The organism is Enterococcus sp. 125944, assembly GCF_051909435.1.
GTDB classification, from domain to species: domain Bacteria; phylum Bacillota; class Bacilli; order Lactobacillales; family Enterococcaceae; genus Enterococcus_D; species Enterococcus_D gallinarum.
The window spans coordinates 106,246-126,509 of the sequence record NZ_JBQASY010000003.1 but is presented as its reverse complement, the minus strand read 5'-3'; the positions used below and the strand labels follow the sequence as shown (position 1 = coordinate 126,509).

Genomic DNA, 20,264 nt, shown 5'->3' with positions numbered 1-20,264 from the left:
AGCTGAGAGAAAAACAAGAATCCTAATTGATCGCTCCCTTTGGTATCTGATTCAGTAGAAATGCTGACGCCTGCTCTGCGTTATCGAGTCTGAGAGGTAATGATCAACATCATTGCAAGTAAGGTGGTACCGCGTAGCTACGTCCTTGCTCTGCAGTGGTGTTTTTTTGTTTGACTGCCCAGAAGCGAGTTCGTCGAATGAACAGATATCAGAGAGAAAGGTCACCAAAGAACAAAAGCATTCCTTGCTCCCAAGCGATTTTATCATTAGAAAGTAGGAAAACTATATGAAACACTTATCAAGTGCCGAAGTTCGTCAAATGTTTCTCGATTTCTTTCAATCAAAAGGACATTCGATCGAGCCTAGTGCATCACTCGTCCCTGTAAATGACCCAACATTGTTGTGGATCAACTCAGGTGTAGCAACATTGAAAAAATATTTTGACGGTACCGTTGTTCCAGAAAATCCGCGAATCACCAATGCACAAAAATCGATTCGGACCAACGATATCGAAAATGTTGGTAAGACAGCACGTCACCACACCATGTTTGAAATGTTAGGAAATTTTTCGATTGGTGATTACTTCAAAAATGAAGCAATCCATTGGGCGTGGGAGTTTTTGACTTCTCCAGAATGGATGGCCTTTGATCCAGAAAAGCTTTATGTCACAGTGTATCCAAAAGACACAGAAGCAAAACGAATTTGGCGCGAAGAAATCGGGTTGACTCCAGAACACATCGTAGAGATCGAAGACAACTTCTGGGATATCGGTGCTGGACCTTGTGGACCAGATTCAGAGATTTTTTATGACCGGGGACCTGAGTTCAACGATGTCGCAGAAGATGATCCGGAGAATTATCCTGGCGGTGAAAATGAACGCTATTTGGAAATTTGGAATTTGGTCTTTTCAGAGTTCAATCATCAAGCAGATGGCACGTATGAACCATTACCACACAAAAACATTGATACGGGGATGGGGCTTGAACGGATGGTGTCGATCATCCAAAATGCACCAACCAACTTTGAAACAGATCTCTTTATGCCGATCATCGAAGCGGTTCAAGAATTGAGCGGCAATTTTGCATATGGCGAAAGCAAAGCAACAGATATTTCCTTCAAAGTGATCGCCGACCACATTCGCGCGCTTTCTTTTGCTATAGGCGATGGTGCACTACCGTCAAACGAAGGACGCGGATACGTGTTGCGCCGTTTGCTACGCCGCGCCGTCATGCATGGCAAGAAATTAGGTATCGATTCAGCCTTTTTATATAAACTTGTTCCGATCGTAGGAAAAATCATGGAGAGTTATTATCCGGAAGTATTGGCTCAACAAGCGTTTATCGAAAAAGTAATCCGTAATGAAGAAGAACGGTTCCATGAAACGATCAATGAAGGATTAGAGATCTTGAACCAAGTCATTGCTAAAGTGAAGGCAGATGGGCAAGAGACATTAGCAGGTGCCGATATCTTTAAGTTGTATGATACTTACGGATTCCCTGTTGAATTGACTGAAGAAGTCGCTCAAGATGAAGGGTTGAAAGTTGATCATGCCGGTTTTGAAAAAGAAATGGATGCACAGCGGGCACGGGCTCGTTCTGCTCGATCGACTGAGCTTTCTATGGGTGTTCAATCCGCTCTTTTGACTGATATCAAAGTCGAAAGCCGTTTTGTTGGCTACGAAAGCCTTGAAGTCAACAGCGAATTGTTAGTGATCATTCAAGAGGAACAATTGCTTGATACAGTAACCACTGGTGAAGCCAAACTGATCTTCAAAGAAACACCATTCTATGCAGAAATGGGTGGTCAAGTAGCGGACACTGGTACTGTTGTTGACCAATCTGGTGTTATCGTTGCGGAGATCACTGATGTAAAAAAAGCACCAAATGGCCAGTTTCTGCATACTGCGAAGGTAACTGGCAACTTGACGGAAGGGGCTTCTTATTTCTTGCAAGTTGATCAGCACCGTCGGAACAAAATCATCAAAAACCACACAGCCACTCATTTATTGCACAAAGCGTTGAAAGAAGTGCTAGGTAGCCATGCAAATCAAGCAGGTTCATTAGTTGCACCTGGACACTTGCGTTTTGACTTTAGTCATTTTGGCCAAGTGACTGCAGACGAATTAAGTCAGATGGAACAAATCGTCAATCAGAAAATTTGGGAAGCTTTGCCAGTCGTAACTATCGAAACCGACATCGATACAGCGAAGGGCATGGGGGCGATGGCTCTCTTTGGCGAAAAATACGGCCACGATGTGCGTGTAGTCAATGTCGCAGATTGGTCTATCGAGCTTTGCGGTGGCACACATGTCGCCAATACAGAAGATATCGGTATTTTCAAAATTGTTTCTGAATCCGGGATTGGTGCTGGCGTTCGTCGGATTGAAGCAGTGACGAGTCAAGAAGCTTACGCATTGCTGCATGAAGGAGAAGCACAGCTAAAAGCCATTGCAGGGATCGTCAAATCGGCACAAATCAAAGATGTAGTCAGCAAAACAGAACAATTACAGCAACAACTGCGGGATCTGCAAAAAGAAAATCAAGCACTGGCGAGCAAACTAGCCAATCAACAAGCTGGCGATGTTTTCAAAGATGTCAAAGAAGTGAATGGGATTCGTTTTATTGCTGCAAAAGTAACTGTCAAAGATATGAATCAGTTACGCCAATTGGCAGACCAATGGAAACAAAAAGAATTATCGGATGTTTTAGTTCTTGCTACAGCCAACGATGGCAAAGTTAATCTGTTGGCTGCAATGACGCCACAGGCAAATGAGAAAGGCTTGAAAGCTGGAGATTTGATCAAGCACATCGCACCGAAAGTCGGCGGCGGTGGCGGCGGACGTCCAGATATGGCACAAGCCGGTGGGAAGCAACCAGAAGGAATCGACGCTGCATTAACTGAAGTAGCCAATTGGTTAGCCGCAAACTGATTCTTTAACAGCAAATCATAAAAAAAATGTATAACATCAAGAAATATCCGAACTGGAATTGTGTGTCAGAGAGCTGCCGCGTCTTTTTATAAGACGTTCGGTAGAGGATCGAAACGCGATTCCTTCGGGTATTTTTTCTGTTTTTGCAGAAATTGGATTTTATTAAAGAGAAATTTTGGAATAGCTGAAGCATTCATTTTTAGAAAAATACGTTTTTTACATGCTTTTAGTTGTTTTACTGATTTCATTCGGGGTAAAATAAGAAAGACGAATTTACGCTTGGAGGGAATGTTATGCTGCGCTTCTTTTTAAAGCGAATGAAAGGAAACGCAACTGATCGCACCATGATCGGTAAACTTGCGGGCTATCTGGGATTGCTCTCAAATGCACTTCTTTTTGTCGCAAAGTTTCTGATTGGACTGTCGGCACAATCGGTCTCGATCATGGCAGATGCTATCAATAGTCTGTCTGACACCGCCTCCTCCTTTTTGACATTGATCGGTTTTCGGATTGCTGCCAAGCCGGCGGATAGGGAGCATCCCTACGGCCATGAACGGTTTGAATACATTAGCGGTTTTGTGGTTTCTTTACTGATCACATTTGTTGGTTTTCAGTTTCTAAAAAATGCCTTTGAAAAAATCATTGCTCCTGAACCGATCCGTTTATCACCATGGTTGTTTATTGTGCTGATCTTGTCAATCGGATTAAAGCTTTGGCAAGGTCTCATGTACCGTCAATTGGCGAAGAAAATTGACTCTGCAACCTTACAAGCTAGCGGACAAGATAGTTTTAATGATGTACTCACAACAGTTGCGGTCTTGCTCTCTGCATTGATTGAATGGGGAACCGGTTGGCGGGTGGATGGGTATATTGGCTTGCTGATCGCGCTATACATTTTATTTAGTGGTATCATGATGATCCGTACCTTTATCAATGAACTGCTAGGTGCACGTCCGACAGAAGCTGAAATCCGTGAGATGGAGGATCGACTAGATCGTTATCCAACAATATTGGGGTACCATGATCTGCTCGTTCATAACTATGGTCCCAAGAATCGTTTTGCTAGTGTTCATATTGAAGTCAATGAAAGCTGGAGTTTGTCACAAGCCCATGAAGTAATTGATGCGATCGAACATGATTTTCAAAGGAACCTTCAAGTTGAATTGGTTTGTCATCTTGATCCTGTCCCTATCCAAAATAAACAGTACCGGCAGTTGCGGGAAAAAGTCAGACAAATCGTTGAGACGATTGATCCAGAGTTAAGGATGCACGACTTTCGGATTCACGAAAAACAGTTTGCTTTTGATTTGGTGATCCCAAAGCAAAGAAATTACACAGATCGTGAACTGCAAGATAAAATTTATCAAAAGATTACGCATGAAATCGGCACGTATGAGGTGGCGATCACGTTTGATCATACTTATTTGTTGTAGGAGGAAAATATGATAAAAATGGATATGAGTGTGGTTTCGACCGTCTTTTTGGCGTTGCTGTTTGTCAATACAGTTGCGGCATTTATTACGGTCTTTCGTAAACCGCGATCAATTGCAAGTGTTTTTGCCTGGATGATGACATTAGTCTTTATCCCGGGTTTTGGGTTTTTGTTGTATTTGTTTTGTGGTCGAGGAATCGACGGAGAAATCATTTATAAATTCAGTGAGCACCATCAAAGCAGGATCAATGAATTAAATCAAATCATCAAAGTCCACAATTATTCCTTTCCAGAGCATCCATACTCAGATGACAACCATCTATTGGAACGGTATTTTAAAAATTTAGATGAATCCCCTTTGACAAAAGGCAATCAGGTACAATTTTATACGGACGGCAAGGAAAAATTTGCTGCCTTATTTTCAGATATGCAAAATGCTGAAGACAATATTCATGTGGAATACTATTCTTTTTTTAATGATGAAATTGGTGGGCAGTTTCTTGATGTCCTAATTGAAAAAGCCAAGCAAGGAGTAGAAGTTCGACTAATATTCGATCCATGGGGTTCTCCCAAAGCAAATCGTAAATTCTTTCAGCCATTAATGGACGCTGGCGGAAAGGTCGTGCCCTTTATTACTTCAAAAAATTTGATTCGCAATACACGTTTGAATTACCATTTGCATCGCAAAATCGTGGTGATTGATGGCCAAATTGGCTGGACCGGCGGGTTTAATGTAGGGGATCAATATTTAGGTAAAAAAGCAAAATTTGGTTATTGGCGGGATACACATGCGCGAATCGTTGGAACTGCTAGTTTTACCTTACAGGAAATCTTTATCCGCGATTGGAATGCCTCGATTCGAAATGAAGCAGATCAACTGGAATATGAAGATCGCTATTTCATTTTACCGCCTAAAGAAGAGGCAGGTCATGTCGATATGCAAATCGTGGCCGACGGACCTGAGACGGAAACGCAGATTCTTAAAGGCGGCTTCGTCAAGATGATTTTGGCGGCTGAAAAATCGATTTGGATCCAAACCCCTTATCTGATTCCTGACGACAGTATGATGAATGCCTTGGAGATCGCCATCCACTCAGGTGTAGATGTTCGAATCATGATTCCCTGCATGCCGGATCATCCATTTATCTATCGAGCGACCCAACACTATGCCAACTATTTACATCGCCGGGGAGCGAAAATCTATATCTATGAGAATGGATTTTTGCATGCCAAAACTGTTATGATGGATGATACCATCTGCTCGTTTGGAACGACAAATCAGGACATTCGCAGTTATGCGTTGAATTTTGAAGTCAATGCATTCGTTTATGATCAAGAAGTCACGGCGCAATTAAAAACGATTTTTGAAGAGGATATGCTGCAGTCCACTTTATTGACAGATGAAATGCTGGCTAAACAATCTTACTGGTTGCGTTTCAAGCAAAACTTTTCTCGTTTGTTATCGCCGATCCTGTAATTTTAAAGCCTTAGCTAACCCTTGACGGGCCAGATGGTCGGCACCTTTGTTTTGAGATTCGGGAATCCATTGGACAATCAGTAAAGTGAAATAGGGCAGCAACTCTTGGATTTCCTCTAAATACTTCCGAAAATCGGGGTTGTTCGTATAATTTTTGTCGATTGTTTGAGCGACGACTTTACTGTCTGTATAAAGCATGATCGTCTGGTCTTGCCATTCTTTCGTTAAAAGAAATTCAAGAGCATGATGCATCGCAGCAAATTCTGCTTGGTGATTTGTGAGCGTGGGTAGTACAAAGGCATGCTGTTCATGCAGGTCTTCCCCTACAATCAACAGACCGCCGCCACTAGGTCCAGGGTTTCCTTTGGTTGAAGCATCGAGATACACTTTTAGCATGAGTTGACTCCTTCTGTTATGATGGATATAAGTATACTAGAAATTGATCGCGTGAGGAAATTATTTATGAAACGTAACTATTTTTGGCAACCAGAACCAGCCACCGCAATTATCTATTGGTCCAGTTCACTGATCGTTTTGTTTTACAGCTTGATTTTGGCACTGGAAAATACTCGCCCTTATTGGAAAAGCAATCTTGTGTTGGGGATTTTTCTATTTCTTGTCTGGTTAGGATTGCAGCGCCGCCTTTATTTGACGGAGAAGACCATCAAAATCACCTATGCCCGCTTTTGGAAACGAGTAGTTATTCCTCTCGAGAAAATCCAAGCCATTGGGGTAGAGAATCATCATTTGAGAATCGTGACCAATGAAAGAAGCTATACGTTTGTAATGCGTAAAAAAGATCTTGAAGTATTACAGACACACTTTGTTAATCTAGTGCCTATTCTTGAAAGACAAGAGTCAGAAAAATAATTCTGGCTCTTTTTTTATTCCGGTGAAAAACAGGGTTTCAATCTTCATGAAAAACGGTATAATAGAAATAGGACAAACAAATATGAATGAATAAGGAATAATAGTTCGGGAATAGAGGGTTACTGATGAAAAAAGATATCGAAATTGCACAAGAAGCAACAATTAAACCGATTATTGATATTGCAGCAACTATCGGATTACAAGCAGAAGATCTAGAACAATATGGGAAGTATAAAGCAAAAATCGATTGGCCAGCAATCAAGGAAATCGCGGAACGCCCCACCGGCAAGTTGATCTTAGTCACAGCGATTAACCCAACCCCTGCGGGAGAAGGAAAGTCGACAGTCACGATTGGATTGGCAGATGGCTTAAACCGTATTGGAAAACAAACCGTGATTGCTTTACGAGAACCATCATTAGGTCCAGTCATGGGGATCAAGGGTGGTGCGACTGGCGGAGGCAGAGCGCAAGTCTTGCCGATGGAGGACATCAATCTTCATTTTACCGGGGACATGCACGCAATCACTGCTGCGAATAATGCATTATCTGCGTTGGTGGACAATCATATCCAACAAGGAAATGAATTAGGGATCGACCCGCGACGGATCATTTGGAAACGTGTCGTGGATTTGAATGATCGTGCATTAAGACAAGTGATCGTCGGACTAGGCGGACCACTGCAAGGAGTACCTAGAGAAGATGGCTTTGATATCACCGTTGCTAGTGAGATTATGGCTATTTTGTGTCTAGCAACGAATTTGGATAATTTGAAAGAGCGCTTGAGCAATATTTTGATTGGTTATACGTATGATAAACAACCTATCTACGTCAAGGATTTGCAGGTTCAGGGGGCATTAGCTTTATTGTTGAAAGATGCCTTGAAACCAAATTTGGTTCAAACCATCGAAGGAACGCCTGCGTTGATTCATGGGGGACCTTTTGCCAACATCGCCCATGGCTGTAATAGTGTCATTGCCACTGAAACAGCTCTCCATTTAGGAGAATACACGGTTACTGAAGCGGGGTTCGGCGCAGATCTCGGGGCAGAGAAGTTTTTGGATATTAAAACACCCAATCTCTCTAAAGCACCAGACGCTGTCGTAGTGGTCGCAACGATTCGCGCCTTAAAAATGCACGGCGGGATAGATAAAGAACATTTAAAAGAAGAAAATGTAGCGGCTTTAGTCGCGGGTTTTGCCAACTTGAAACGTCACGTGAGAAACATGCAAAACTATCAATTGCCAGTTGTTGTTGCAATCAATGAATTTGTCACTGATACCGAAGCTGAGATCCAAATGTTGGAGCAATGCTGCAAGGAAATTGGTGTACCAATCGCTCGGACGCAAGTTTGGGAGAAAGGTGGCGCAGGGGGGGAACTTTTGGCGCAGCAAGTCGTCACTGCCATTGATGAACAACCCGGCAATTATCGTAGGCTTTACCAAAATGAAGAGAGCCTTCCTGATAAGGCTGCCAAGATCGTCAAAGAGATTTATGGCGGATCAAATGTGGTCTTCTCAAGTGTGGCACAGCGCCAATTGAACGTCTTCAAAAAAAATGGCTGGGATCAATTGCCGATTTGTATGGCAAAAACACAGTACTCTTTTAGTGATGATCCGCAGCTTTTGGGCGCACCGGCTGATTTTTCGATTACGATCCGTGAATTTGTACCAAAACTAGGCGCTGGTTTTATTGTTGCATTGACCGGTACTGTTATGACAATGCCTGGACTGCCTAAGAAACCAGCAGCATTGAATATGGATGTCGATGCAGACGGCAATGTATCTGGCCTTTTTTAATCTTATTTTCTCTCCGCATCTGCGAATACTGGATGAAGAAATAGGTTCTCGAAGGCTCCAGTAATAGTTCAGTCAATTTCTTACAACACACCACACTTACAGATCACTATTGATTCTGTAAGTGTGGTGTGTTGTTTGCGAGCGATTTGTCGTCTTTCAGTAGGTTTTGTTTGGTTCGTTTTTTGTCGATGCTGTACATAGGCTGCGAGATTCGGAGGAGAATAAAACCTCTCTTTTTCTTCTGACTTTCAAAAATTGGAAGAAATAATTGAAGAGGCTGCGAGGATATTTGATTTTTTGCGAAGTTTTCTAAAAGTCTCCCATAGTTATCTCCAGCATTCCTATTTATCCGTTGCTCTTAGAAACATTAGAAACGAAAGTAGGAAACGGGAAGGAGAAAGTGTTATCAAGCTCTTTTAAACGAGAGACTATAAAAAGAATGGTTTTAAAAAGAGGGCTATAAAAGTCGCTCGTTTTTATCTTATGATTTGCCGCTTTTGGATTTTCAATCTATTAAAAGACTGAAAGTTAAATGTTAGCAAGAGGCAAGAGACGTGTCTTTTGTTATAATATAATCAGTAGTGCATTTAAAAGACTGTTTTCTTTCTAAGAAAATTAAAGTATACTGATAAAATTGGAGCGTATAAAACGATGAAACGTAAAATCATACGAAATACCGGCTTTTACGCGATGGGGAGTCCGCTGGATTTGCTAGTGGATGGGCAGAAAGTCGCCAGAATCAATCATCAAGAGACCGTCGAGCTGAATCTCAATTCTGACAACCGATTGTCTGTCCGATTTTCCATCCTAAAAAGCAAAGAAATTGCGTTGGCTGATTTACACGCAGAAACTCCATTAGAAATAAAAATGAATCCGCGACTGATTTCTTTTTATGTGCTGTTTTATATTGGTCTGTTTCTAATGATCGCGTTTTTAACTCGCAGCGGACAGTTGTCCATTATCCTTTCGGGTATCTTTCTTTATTTAGCAGGTTATCTATGTTTAGGTCTTTATTATAGCAAACAAGCGTATGTAATTGAGGAGGTAACAAATGGCTAGCGGAGCAGATATTTTTTTGAGTAGTTTCAATCGAATCGAAAAACAATTGAGAGACGATTTGGGTAATCCTCGTAACATGGGTTTTTCAGAGATGGTTCGCCGTCTTTCAAAACAGAAGCAAGGAGACATCAAAAAATACGAAGAAGATTTATTGCAGATGGCCCAATTGCGGAACGCCATCGTTCATGAAAAAATCGGTGAAAATTTTGTGATTGCCGAGCCAAATCAATGGGTAGTGACACGAATCCAACAAATCGAACAGGCCTTGTTGCAGCCTGAAACGGTCTTACCTAAGTTTGGTAAAAAAGTGACCGGTTTTGAAAAAACGTTGGCGCTGAAAGAAATCTTGAAGATCGTCGCTCAAAAGCGGTTTTCACAATTTCCACTCTATGACAAAGGACGTTTTGTTGGGTTGATCACTTTACGTATGTTAGGATACTGGTTTGCTCAAGAAAGTCTAAAAGGAGAGATCCGATTAGAAGGGCGTAAAGCAGTAGACTTGTTGATCAAAGACGGTAAAGAGTCCAATTATCAGTTTGTACCCGCGACAACAACGGTCACTGAAGTAGAAGACCTGTTCCATAAAAATGCTTTACTTGAAGCGGTATTAATCACAAAAAATGGCGATCCTAATGGAAATTTATTAGGCATCGTTCGTCCGCGGGATATTTTTAACGAAGAAAGTGTGGAAAAAAGATGATAGCTTTGTTTTTTTTACTAAGTGCCATAATTGTTGGACTTGATCAGTGGTTGAAGTTTTGGATCGTCAGCAATTTTGAATTAGGTGATGTTCAAACGTTGATCGACCATGTCTTTTCACTAACTTATATTCGGAATACCGGTGCCGCATGGAGTATCTTAGAAGGGAAGATGACCTTCTTTACGATCATCACGGTTGCCGCTGTTATTGTTGTAACTTATTTGTTGATCCGTCATCGTAAAAGCAGTATATGGTTTCGATTGGGACTATCCTTTATCTTAGCCGGAGCGATCGGAAATTTTATCGATCGCTTGCGTTTGGGGTACGTCGTGGATATGTTTCAGCTAGATTTTATCAATTTTCCGATTTTTAATATTGCAGACATGTCGTTAGTGATCGGCGTGTTATTGATTTTTATCTATGCGTTAGTTGATGATGAAGTGAAGGGAAAATAAATGAATAATCAAATTGAAGTAGTAATCCATGAAGAAAAAGGGCGTGTCGATAAAGTATTGGCAGATCGTCTAGAAGCGAGCCGTTCGCAAATTCAACAATGGTTGAAAGAAGGTGCGGTCACCTGTCAAGGGGATCCAATTCGTGCAAATTACAAAGTAAAAGCTGGTGACCAGTTAGTGATTCAAGTACCAGAACCGGAGTCCCTAGATCTGGAACCTGAAGATATTCCTTTGACGATTGTGTATCAAGACCAAGATGTTGCCGTGATCAATAAACCGCAAGGAATGGTCGTTCATCCTTCGGCAGGGCATCCTAATGGAACGCTGGTCAATGCATTGTTGTATCATATGACCGATTTATCTTCGATCAATGATGTTGTACGACCAGGAATTGTTCATCGTATCGACAAGGATACGTCAGGGCTATTGATGATTGCCAAAAATGATCATGCCCATGAAGCGTTAGCCAAACAGTTGAAAGACAAAACTTCTTTACGGAAGTATGTTGCGCTGGTCCATGGGAATATTTCTCACGAAAAAGGCACGATCAATGCACCGATTGGCCGTTCTAAAGTGAATCGCAAGATGCAAGCAGTGCAAGAAGATGGTAAGCCGGCTGTGACACATTTTACAGTTTTGGAACGTTTTGATCAATTTACTTTAGTCGAATTACAGTTGGAAACGGGTCGGACCCATCAAATTCGGGTCCACATGCAATACATTGGCTTTCCATTAGCCGGCGATCCTGTTTATGGCCCTAAAAAGACTTTGAAAGGCAATGGCCAATTCCTTCACGCCAAACTGTTAGGATTTACCCATCCGACAACTGGAGAATCAATGGTTTTTGAAGCGCCATTACCCGAACTTTTTGAGGAAACCTTAAAAAAATTGCGAAAAAATGATTGATTTTTTTTTCAAAGAACTGTATAGTGTGTGTAACAAATAAATAGCTCCTTTAAGTGTAGTCCCGTGAGGCTAAGAAGGAAATGAGCAAGCAGACGACTCCCGCGTTGGAGCATCGAAAACTTGCTGGATGATTGCGCATATTCTGGATCGCTGTATACAGCGCCAGAAAGTATGATCGGAAAACATAACTCCTGCCTCACTAGGCAGGAGTTTTTTTATGTTCAAAATTAGGAGGGAACGAAATGCCAACCAAAGAAGTAGTAGATGCAGTAACAATGAAACGAGCATTGACCAGAATCACTTATGAAATCATCGAACGCAACCGAGGGATTGATGACCTAGTCTTAGTAGGAATCAAGACTAGGGGAATCTATATCGCACAACGAATTGCTGAACGCTTGAAACAATTGGAAGGGGTAGAAGTCCCCGTTGGCGAACTGGATATCACATTGTATCGAGACGATAAAAAATCAGATGAAGATCCTGAGATCCATTCTTCTGACATTCCAACAGCAATCGATGGCAAAGAAGTCATCTTGATCGATGATGTGTTGTTTACAGGGCGCACCATCCGGGCAGCATTAGATGCCATCATGGATTTCGGTCGTCCTCGCCGGATTTCACTAGCCGTACTAGTCGATCGGGGGCATCGAGAATTACCGATTCGGGCAGATTTTGTAGGGAAAAATATTCCAACGGCATTAAGCGAACAAATCATTGTTGAAATGGAAGAATCTGACGGTTCTGATCGAATCATGATCAATAAAGAAAACGAGTAGGAAGAAGAGTGACAGACACATGGAAAAGCAAGAATTTCGCAATACCGATGTGGTATTAGATATCAATGATCGCCCAAAGGCATTGCCTTGGTTAGGCTTAAGTCTTCAACATTTATTCACGATGTTCGGAGCAACTGTTTTAGTACCGATCCTAGTTGGGATCAACCCAAGTATCGCTTTAGTAAGTTCTGGTTTGGGGACACTTGTTTACCTCGTTACGACGAAAGGAAAGATTCCCGCATACTTAGGGAGCAGCTTTGCTTTTATCGCTGCAATGCAAATGTTGATGAAATCAGACGGCTACCCGGCAATCGCCCAAGGAGCTGTTACAACAGGACTGGTTTACATCATCGTTTCTCTGATCATCAAAAAGATTGGTGCTGCATGGCTGGATAAAATTTTGCCGCCGATCGTCGTAGGGCCTGTGATCATGGTTATCGGGTTAGGACTAGCTGCTAATGCCGCTCAAAACGCAATGTACAATGGGGACATCTATGATTTTAAATTTATCTTAGTTGCATTGGTTACATTGGGATTGACGATTTTCTTCAACATGTTTTTGCGAGGGTTTCTTGGCTTGATCCCCATCTTACTAGGGATCATTGGTGGTTACTTAGTAGCTTTAGCTGCTGGGATCGTAGATGTGCAGCCAATCATTGATGCTGCTTGGTTCTCATTACCAAGCTTCGAAATTCCCTTTGTTCAATACAAGCCAACGCTACATTTGAATGCGATCACGACGATGGCGCCTATCGCTTTTGTCACGATGACAGAACATATTGGCCATTTGATGGTTTTGAATAAACTAACAAAGCGTAACTTTTTTGAAGAACCAGGATTAAACAAAACATTGATGGGAGACGGCTTTGCGCAAATCGTTGCCGGATTCGTTGGGGGACCCCCTGTGACAAGTTATGGTGAAAACATTGGTGTCTTGGCCATTACGAGAGTGCACAGTGTCTTTGTTATCGGTGGTGCGGCTGTCTTGGCTGTCTTGTTAGGCTTTGTCGGAAAATTGAGTGCCTTGATCTTGAGTATCCCAAATCCGGTCATTTCTGGAATCAGCTTCCTATTGTTCGGTGTCATTGCTGCAAGCGGGATGAAAATCTTGATCGACAATAAAATCAATTTTGACCGCAAAAAGAATTTGATCATTGCTTCTGTGATTCTGGTGATCGGAATCGGCGGCCTTGTCTTTACGGTCGGAACATTCACCTTATCAGCCATGGCATTAGCAACTGTCTTAGGAATCATTTTAAATCTAATTTTGCCAGAAACATCACGCAGTGAAGAACAATAGCTAGCAGTCAACTAAAAGGGAAAAACTAGGAGGTATTATTCATGATCATCCAATCAGAAAGAATCAGTTTAAAGCATCTTTTGACCGTTGAAGCATTAACAGATCGAGAAGTGATGGGGCTTATCCGCAGAGGGCAGGAATTTAAAAGAGGGGCCAAATGGATGCCGCAAAAAGAACAATACTTTGCTACGAACCTTTTCTTTGAAAATAGTACCAGAACCCACAAAAGTTTTGATGTAGCCGAAAAGAAATTAGGTCTTGAAGTGATTGAATTTGACTCCTCAACGAGTTCTGTGCAAAAGGGCGAAACCCTTTATGATACCGTGCTGACAATGTCAGCCCTTGGCGTGGATGTCGCTGTGATCCGCCACGGGGATGAAAATTATTATGACGAGTTGATCCAAAGTAAAACGATCCAATGCAGCATCATCAATGGAGGCGATGGCAGCGGACAGCATCCCACGCAATGCTTATTAGACTTGATGACGATCTATGAAGAATTTGGCCACTTTGATCAACTGAAAGTAGCGATCGTCGGAGACATCACCCATTCCCGTGTCGCCAAATCAAATATGCAAATGCTCAAACGATTAGGCGCCAAAGTGTATTTTTCTGGCCCGCCACAATGGTATGACAATGAATTTGAAGTGTATGGACACTGGTTGCCTCTAGATGAATTAGTGGATCAAGTCGATGTGATGATGATGCTTCGGGTCCAACACGAACGCCATGATGGCTCAGAAAGTTTCTCAAAAGAGGCTTACTTACGGGATTATGGATTGACAGTGGAACGTGCAGCAAAAATGCAAGACCATGCCATCATCATGCATCCGGCTCCAGTCAATCGTGATGTTGAGCTGGCAGATCCATTAGTTGAAGGGCTGCGTTCAAGAATTGTCACACAAATGACGAATGGCGTGTTTGTCCGGATGGCAATTTTAGAAGCGGTATTGAATGGCAAAGCTTAATTATAAGAAACGCGACCAATAGAGATAGAGGAGGAAGCAACATGAAAACACTCATTAAGAACGGAAAGATCATCGCTGACGGTGATCATTGTATCCCTGCAGAAATTTGGATCGAAGATGGTATCATCCAAGCGATCGGAAGGACTTTTTCAGAAACAGGGTTCGATCAAGTGATCGATGCAAAGCAACAACTGATCACTCCAGGATTAGTGGATGTTCATGTTCACTTCAGAGAGCCAGGATTTGAATACAAAGAAACGATCAAAACAGGAAGTATGGCAGCCGCTCGTGGCGGTTTCACTACGGTTTGTGCCATGCCAAATTTAAATCCTGTGCCAGATACCGCAGAAAAATTGCATCAAGTCTACCAACGTATCCAAGAAGACGCCGTGGTTCATGTTTTGCAGTATGCACCGATCACAGAAGAATTACGTAGTGAAGTTTTAACGGATCAAAAAGCATTGAAAGAAGCCGGCGCTTTTGCATTCACCAATGATGGCGTTGGCGTCCAAACTGCTGGTACGATGTACTTGGCGATGAAAGAAGCGGCCAAAAACCAGATGGCATTAGTGGCGCATACAGAAGATGACTCTCTGTTATTTGGCGGTGTGATGCATGCGGGTAAGAGAGCAGCAGAATTAGGCTTGCCGGGGATTCTTAGTGCCACAGAAGCATCACAAATTGCCCGGGATGTACTGCTGGCAGAAGAAACCGGGGCCCATTACCATGTCTGCCATGTTTCGACAAAAGAAAGTGTGCGGGTCATACGTGAAGCTAAACAAGCAGGAATCCATGTGACGGCAGAAGTTTCCCCCCATCACTTGCTTTTGATCGATGAAGATATCCCTGGCGATGAAGGATTTTGGAAAATGAATCCGCCGCTTAGAGGTAGAGCAGATCGCGAGGCATTGATCGAAGGATTACTGGATGGGACGATCGATTGTATCGCAACAGACCACGCGCCACATGGCTATGACGAAAAAATGCAAAGTTTTTTAAAAGCACCATTTGGAATCGTCGGTTCAGAATATGCTTTTCAATTGATTTATACGCATTTTGTCAAAACGGGCCGCTTTACACTCCAACAAGCGGTGGCTTGGATGAGCGAGAAGCCTGCTGAAATCTTTGGATTGAAAGCTGGTAGATTAATGGTGGGAGCTCCGGCAGATCTCGCGATTTTTGATCTAGAGACAGCTTATACTGTCGATTCGGATCAATTTCTTTCAAAAGGAAAAAACACACCATTTAATAACTGGCCATTATATGGGGATACCACCCATACATTGGTCAATGGAAAATTAGTTTGGCAAAAAGGTAGGGGGATTTTATGAAACGATGGTTGATTTTGGAAGATGGCACATTATTTGAAGGTGAGGGATTTGGCGCAGAGATCAATGTCTATGGCGAGATTGTCTTTACCACTAGTATGACAGGGTATCAAGAAACCATTACGGATCAAAGTTTCAACGGTCAGATCATCACCTTTACCTACCCAATGGTGGGAAATTACGGTGTTAATCGCGATGACTATGAATCAATCGCTCCCACTTGTAAAGGTGTTGTAGTGAAAGAACATGCTCGTGTAGCCAGCAACTGGCGGAAACAATTGACCTTAGACGAATTTCTAAAGCGCAAAAACATTCCGGGAATCGCAGGAATCGATACTCGGGCTTTGACTCGTAAAATCCGCCAATTTGGAACGATGAAAGCTAGTATTGTGGATGCCAATGATGAATTTGCTCATGCCTTTGATCAATTGAAAGCAGCCGTTTTGCCCACCAATCAAGTGGCACAAGTTTCAACTTCAAAGCCTTATCCAAGTCCAGGAACAGGACGGAATATCGTCGTGATCGATTTTGGCTTGAAACACAGCATTCTAAGAGAACTTTCTCAACGAAATTGTAATCTGACGATTTTACCCTACAATACCACCGCACAGGAAATTTTGGATCTCGCGCCAGATGGTGTCATGCTGACCAACGGACCTGGTGATCCGAAAAGCCTCCCTGAAGCCATCAAAATGATTCAAGAAATCCAAGGAAAAGTACCGATTTTCGGTATCTGTTTAGGACATCAGTTGTTTGCTTTAGCTAATGGCGCTGATACTTACAAAATGAAATTCGGTCACCGAGGATTGAACCATCCCGTTCGAGAAATCGCTACAGGAAGAATTGATTTCACCTCACAAAATCACGGTTTTGCAGTAGCAGAAGCATCGATTGATCAAGAGAAACTGATCATCACTCATGTGGAAGTCAATGATGGAACCATTGAAGGTGTCCGTCATCGTCGCTACCCAGCATTTAGTGTTCAGTATCATCCAGATGCTGCACCGGGACCTCATGATGGTGTACATTTGTTTGATGAATTTTTAGAAATGATCGATGCATGGAAGGAGCAGAACTAAATGCCAAAACGTACAGATATTAAGAAAATCATGGTTATCGGTTCTGGACCGATCATTATTGGCCAAGCAGCCGAATTTGACTATGCAGGAACGCAAGCCTGCTTAGCGTTGCGAGAAGAAGGCTATGAAGTTGTGCTGGTCAACTCGAACCCTGCAACGATCATGACCGATAAAGAAATTGCCGACAAAGTCTATATTGAACCAATCACTTTCGAATTTGTCTCCCGGATTTTAAGAAAAGAACGTCCGGATGCGATCTTGCCAACATTAGGCGGTCAAACCGGCTTGAATATGGCGATGGAATTAGCCAATTCCGGCATCTTGGATGAGTTGGAAATCGAGTTGTTAGGAACCAAATTAGCAGCGATTGATCAAGCAGAAGACCGTGATCTATTCAAACAATTAATGGAAGAGTTAAATCAACCGATTCCTGAATCGGAGATCGTTTCAACAGTGGAAGAAGCAGTTGCTTTTGCAACTAAGATTGGGTATCCAATCATCGTTCGTCCAGCCTTTACCCTTGGCGGTACTGGAGGCGGTATGTGTAACAATGAAGAGGAATTGCGAGTGATTGCTGAGAATGGTCTAAAACTGTCACCAGTGACGCAATGTCTGATCGAACGCAGTATTGCCGGTTATAAGGAAATCGAATATGAAGTCATGCGGGATTCAGCCGATAATGCGATCGTTGTCTGCAACATGGAAAACTTTGACCCTGTCGGGATCCATACAGGTGATTCGATCGTTTTTGCACCGAGTCAAACACTCTCCGATCATGAGTACCAAATGTTGCGTGATGCTTCTCTAAAAATCATTCGCGCATTGAAAATCGAGGGCGGTTGTAATGTTCAATTAGCGCTTGATCCCCACAGCTTTAATTACTATGTGATCGAAGTCAATCCCCGGGTTTCCCGTTCGTCTGCTTTAGCAAGTAAAGCAACTGGCTATCCGATTGCGAAGCTAGCAGCAAAGATTGCTGTTGGGTTGACATTAGATGAAATGAAAAACCCTGTCACAGAAACAACTTATGCCGAGTTTGAACCGGCATTGGATTACGTGGTAGCCAAAATCCCTCGTTGGCCCTTTGACAAATTTGAGTCCGGCGAACGCCGTTTAGGGACACAAATGAAAGCAACCGGTGAAGTGATGGCTATCGGTCGGAATATCGAGGAATCTTTGCTGAAGGCTGTGCGTTCATTGGAGATCGGCACACATCATATTGAAATGAAAGAATTAGAACAGCTTTCAGACAATGACTTGATCGATAAGGTGATCAAAGCGCAAGATGATCGCTTATTTTATGTCATGGAAGCCATTCGCCGCGGCTATGCTATTGAAGAATTGAATGAAATGACTAAAATCGATCTTTTCTTCTTGAATAAAATGCTGCACATCTATGAAATCGAACAAGAACTTGCTGCCAACAGCCAAGATTTTACAACATTAAAACGAGCGAAGCAAAACGGCTTTACCGATAAAAAAATTGCTGAGTTATGGCAGATGACAGAACAAGAGATTCGAGACATCCGTAAGGAAAATCAGTTGCTTCCCGTCTACAAAATGGTAGACACTTGTGCTGCCGAGTTTGAGTCGGCAACGCCTTACTTTTATAGTACGTATGAGTTTGAGAACGAGAGTGTTCGCAGTGAAAAAGAATCTGTTTTAGTCTTAGGTTCTGGGCCGATCCGCATCGGTCAAGGTGTGGAATTCGATTATGCAACAGTACACTCGGTCAAAGCAATTCAGGCTGCGGGCTATGAAGCCATTATTATGAACAGCAATCCGGAAACCGTTTCGACAGACTTCTCGATTTCCGATAAATTGTATTTTGAGCCATTGACACTAGAAGACGTCTTGCATGTGATCGAACTGGAACAACCAATTGGGGTCATTGTTCAATTTGGCGGTCAAACAGCGATCAATTTGGCGGAGCCATTAGTTGCCGCAGGAGTCAGCATCTTAGGTACGAGTATCGAAGACCTCGATCGTGCTGAAAACCGTGATCTCTTTGAACAAGCGTTACAGGCATTAGCTATTCCACAACCCCCAGGAGATACTGCTACAAATACCACGGAAGCAGTGGCGATCGCTAATCGCATCGGTTATCCGGTCCTTGTTCGTCCGAGTTATGTCTTAGGTGGTCGGGCAATGGAAATCGTTGAGAACCAAGCGGATCTGGAAGATTATATGAAGCATGCAGTAAAAGCTTCTCCCGAACATCCTGTTTTAGTCGATCGGTACTTAGTAGGGAAAGAATGTGAAGTTGACGCAATTTGTGATGGCACGACGGTTCTGATTCCGGGGATCATGGAACATATCGAACGAGCAGGGGTCCACTCAGGTGACTCGATGGCAGTCTATCCACCGCAAAACCTTTCTGACGCAACGATTGCCACCATCGAAGACTATACGAAACGGTTAGCATTGGGATTGAATTGTGTTGGAATGATGAATATTCAATTTGTTATCCACGAGGAAAAAGTTTACGTCATTGAAGTCAATCCTCGGGCCAGCCGAACCGTTCCATTTTTGAGCAAGGTCACAGAGATTCCTATGGCACAGATCGCGACAAAAGCGATTTTAGGAGAAAAATTGGCGGATCTGGGCTACCGTGATGGCCTTTATCCAACACCAAACGAAGTTCATATCAAAGCACCGGTCTTTTCTTTCACCAAGTTACAAAAAGTTGATACTTACTTAGGTCCGGAAATGAAATCAACCGGTGAAGTCATGGGTTCAGACAAAAACTTAGAAAAAGCTTTATATAAAGCTTTTGAAGCAGCTGGTTTGCATATTCCGGAATTCGGGAAAGTTCTCTTTACCGTAGCGGATGAAAGCAAAGCAGAGGCCGCCGTGTTGGCTGCGCGCTTTTTCGAAATCGGCTTCTCGATCTTAGCGACAAAAGGAACAGCCGATTACTTTGAAGGCTATGGCTTGCCAGTTACCCGGGTAGCGAAAATCTCGGAAACAGAAGATGAAACTGTCGTTGATCTCATCAGAAAAGGCGTGACACAAGTGGTGGTCAATACAATGGACAAAAATCGGCAAAAAGCCACTGAAGACGGATTTATTATTCGCCGGGAAGCAGTCGAGCATGGGGTGCCGCTCTTTACCTCGTTAGACACCGCTGATGCCATTCTTCAAGTAATGGAATCAAGAGGTTTTTCAACGAAAGCAATCTAGCAG

At 42.7% G+C, this 20,264-nt stretch carries 16 protein-coding genes; 15 read left to right on the top strand and 1 reads right to left on the bottom strand.

Features of this window, described 5'->3' with window-relative positions:
- The first annotated feature begins 286 nt into the window (after nt 1-286).
- From alaS to cls, 3 genes are all read left to right on the top strand, one after another.
- A complete protein-coding gene (alaS, locus tag ACTFWY_RS04340) occupies nt 287-2,929 on the top strand; it encodes an alanine--tRNA ligase (protein ID WP_103300884.1) in 2,643 nt (880 codons plus the stop codon).
- Nucleotides 2,930-3,222: 293 nt separating this feature from the next.
- Nucleotides 3,223-4,362: a cation diffusion facilitator family transporter gene (locus ACTFWY_RS04335; protein ID WP_003126624.1), complete on the top strand. Its 1,140-nt coding sequence runs from the start codon at nt 3,223-3,225 to the stop codon at nt 4,360-4,362.
- A gap of 9 nt (nt 4,363-4,371) precedes the next feature.
- Nucleotides 4,372-5,838: a cardiolipin synthase gene (gene cls / locus ACTFWY_RS04330; protein WP_113849711.1), complete on the top strand. Its 1,467-nt coding sequence runs from the start codon at nt 4,372-4,374 to the stop codon at nt 5,836-5,838.
- Here the strand turns inward: cls and ACTFWY_RS04325 are convergent.
- The gene (locus ACTFWY_RS04325; protein ID WP_060814306.1) at nt 5,821-6,234 is read right to left on the bottom strand and encodes a ribonuclease HI family protein; all 414 of its coding nucleotides are present in this window, start codon (nt 6,232-6,234) and stop codon (nt 5,821-5,823) included. The genes cls and ACTFWY_RS04325 overlap by 18 nt on opposite strands.
- A 66-nt stretch (nt 6,235-6,300) precedes the next feature.
- Between ACTFWY_RS04325 and ACTFWY_RS04320 the strand changes: the two genes are divergently transcribed.
- From ACTFWY_RS04320 to carB, 12 genes are all read left to right on the top strand, one after another.
- A complete protein-coding gene (locus tag ACTFWY_RS04320; RefSeq protein WP_060814305.1) occupies nt 6,301-6,708 on the top strand; it encodes an EbsA family protein in 408 nt (135 codons plus the stop codon).
- A 125-nt stretch (nt 6,709-6,833) separates the two neighbouring features.
- Nucleotides 6,834-8,504 (top strand): formate--tetrahydrofolate ligase, encoded by a 1,671-nt coding sequence (locus ACTFWY_RS04315; RefSeq protein ID WP_060814304.1) that lies wholly within the window; start codon nt 6,834-6,836, stop codon nt 8,502-8,504.
- Nucleotides 8,505-9,155: 651 nt separating this feature from the next.
- Nucleotides 9,156-9,563: a hypothetical protein gene (locus ACTFWY_RS04310; RefSeq protein WP_096710990.1), complete on the top strand. Its 408-nt coding sequence runs from the start codon at nt 9,156-9,158 to the stop codon at nt 9,561-9,563.
- Nucleotides 9,556-10,263 (top strand): CBS domain-containing protein, encoded by a 708-nt coding sequence (locus tag ACTFWY_RS04305; protein WP_439926603.1) that lies wholly within the window; start codon nt 9,556-9,558, stop codon nt 10,261-10,263. The genes ACTFWY_RS04310 and ACTFWY_RS04305 overlap by 8 nt, the downstream gene beginning before the upstream one ends.
- On the top strand, nt 10,260-10,718 hold the full coding sequence (lspA, locus tag ACTFWY_RS04300; RefSeq protein ID WP_003126616.1) for a signal peptidase II: 459 nt from the start codon (nt 10,260-10,262) through the stop codon (nt 10,716-10,718). The genes ACTFWY_RS04305 and lspA overlap by 4 nt, the downstream gene beginning before the upstream one ends.
- A complete protein-coding gene (locus ACTFWY_RS04295) occupies nt 10,719-11,624 on the top strand; it encodes an RluA family pseudouridine synthase (RefSeq protein ID WP_003126615.1) in 906 nt (301 codons plus the stop codon).
- A gap of 242 nt (nt 11,625-11,866) precedes the next feature.
- Nucleotides 11,867-12,403 (top strand): bifunctional pyr operon transcriptional regulator/uracil phosphoribosyltransferase PyrR, encoded by a 537-nt coding sequence (gene pyrR, locus ACTFWY_RS04290; protein ID WP_003126614.1) that lies wholly within the window; start codon nt 11,867-11,869, stop codon nt 12,401-12,403.
- Nucleotides 12,404-12,422: 19 nt separating this feature from the next.
- Nucleotides 12,423-13,703 (top strand): solute carrier family 23 protein, encoded by a 1,281-nt coding sequence (locus ACTFWY_RS04285; protein WP_003126613.1) that lies wholly within the window; start codon nt 12,423-12,425, stop codon nt 13,701-13,703.
- Nucleotides 13,704-13,744: 41 nt separating this feature from the next.
- The gene (locus tag ACTFWY_RS04280; protein ID WP_060814300.1) at nt 13,745-14,671 is read left to right on the top strand and encodes an aspartate carbamoyltransferase catalytic subunit; all 927 of its coding nucleotides are present in this window, start codon (nt 13,745-13,747) and stop codon (nt 14,669-14,671) included.
- Between the two features lie 41 nt (nt 14,672-14,712).
- Nucleotides 14,713-16,002: a dihydroorotase gene (locus ACTFWY_RS04275; protein ID WP_311811068.1), complete on the top strand. Its 1,290-nt coding sequence runs from the start codon at nt 14,713-14,715 to the stop codon at nt 16,000-16,002.
- On the top strand, nt 15,999-17,078 hold the full coding sequence (locus ACTFWY_RS04270) for a carbamoyl phosphate synthase small subunit (protein WP_003126609.1): 1,080 nt from the start codon (nt 15,999-16,001) through the stop codon (nt 17,076-17,078). The genes ACTFWY_RS04275 and ACTFWY_RS04270 overlap by 4 nt, the downstream gene beginning before the upstream one ends.
- Nucleotides 17,079-20,261, top strand: a complete 3,183-nt coding sequence (carB, locus tag ACTFWY_RS04265) for a carbamoyl-phosphate synthase large subunit (RefSeq protein ID WP_311811069.1) — start codon at nt 17,079-17,081, stop codon at nt 20,259-20,261.
- Nucleotides 20,262-20,264 lie beyond the last annotated feature (3 nt).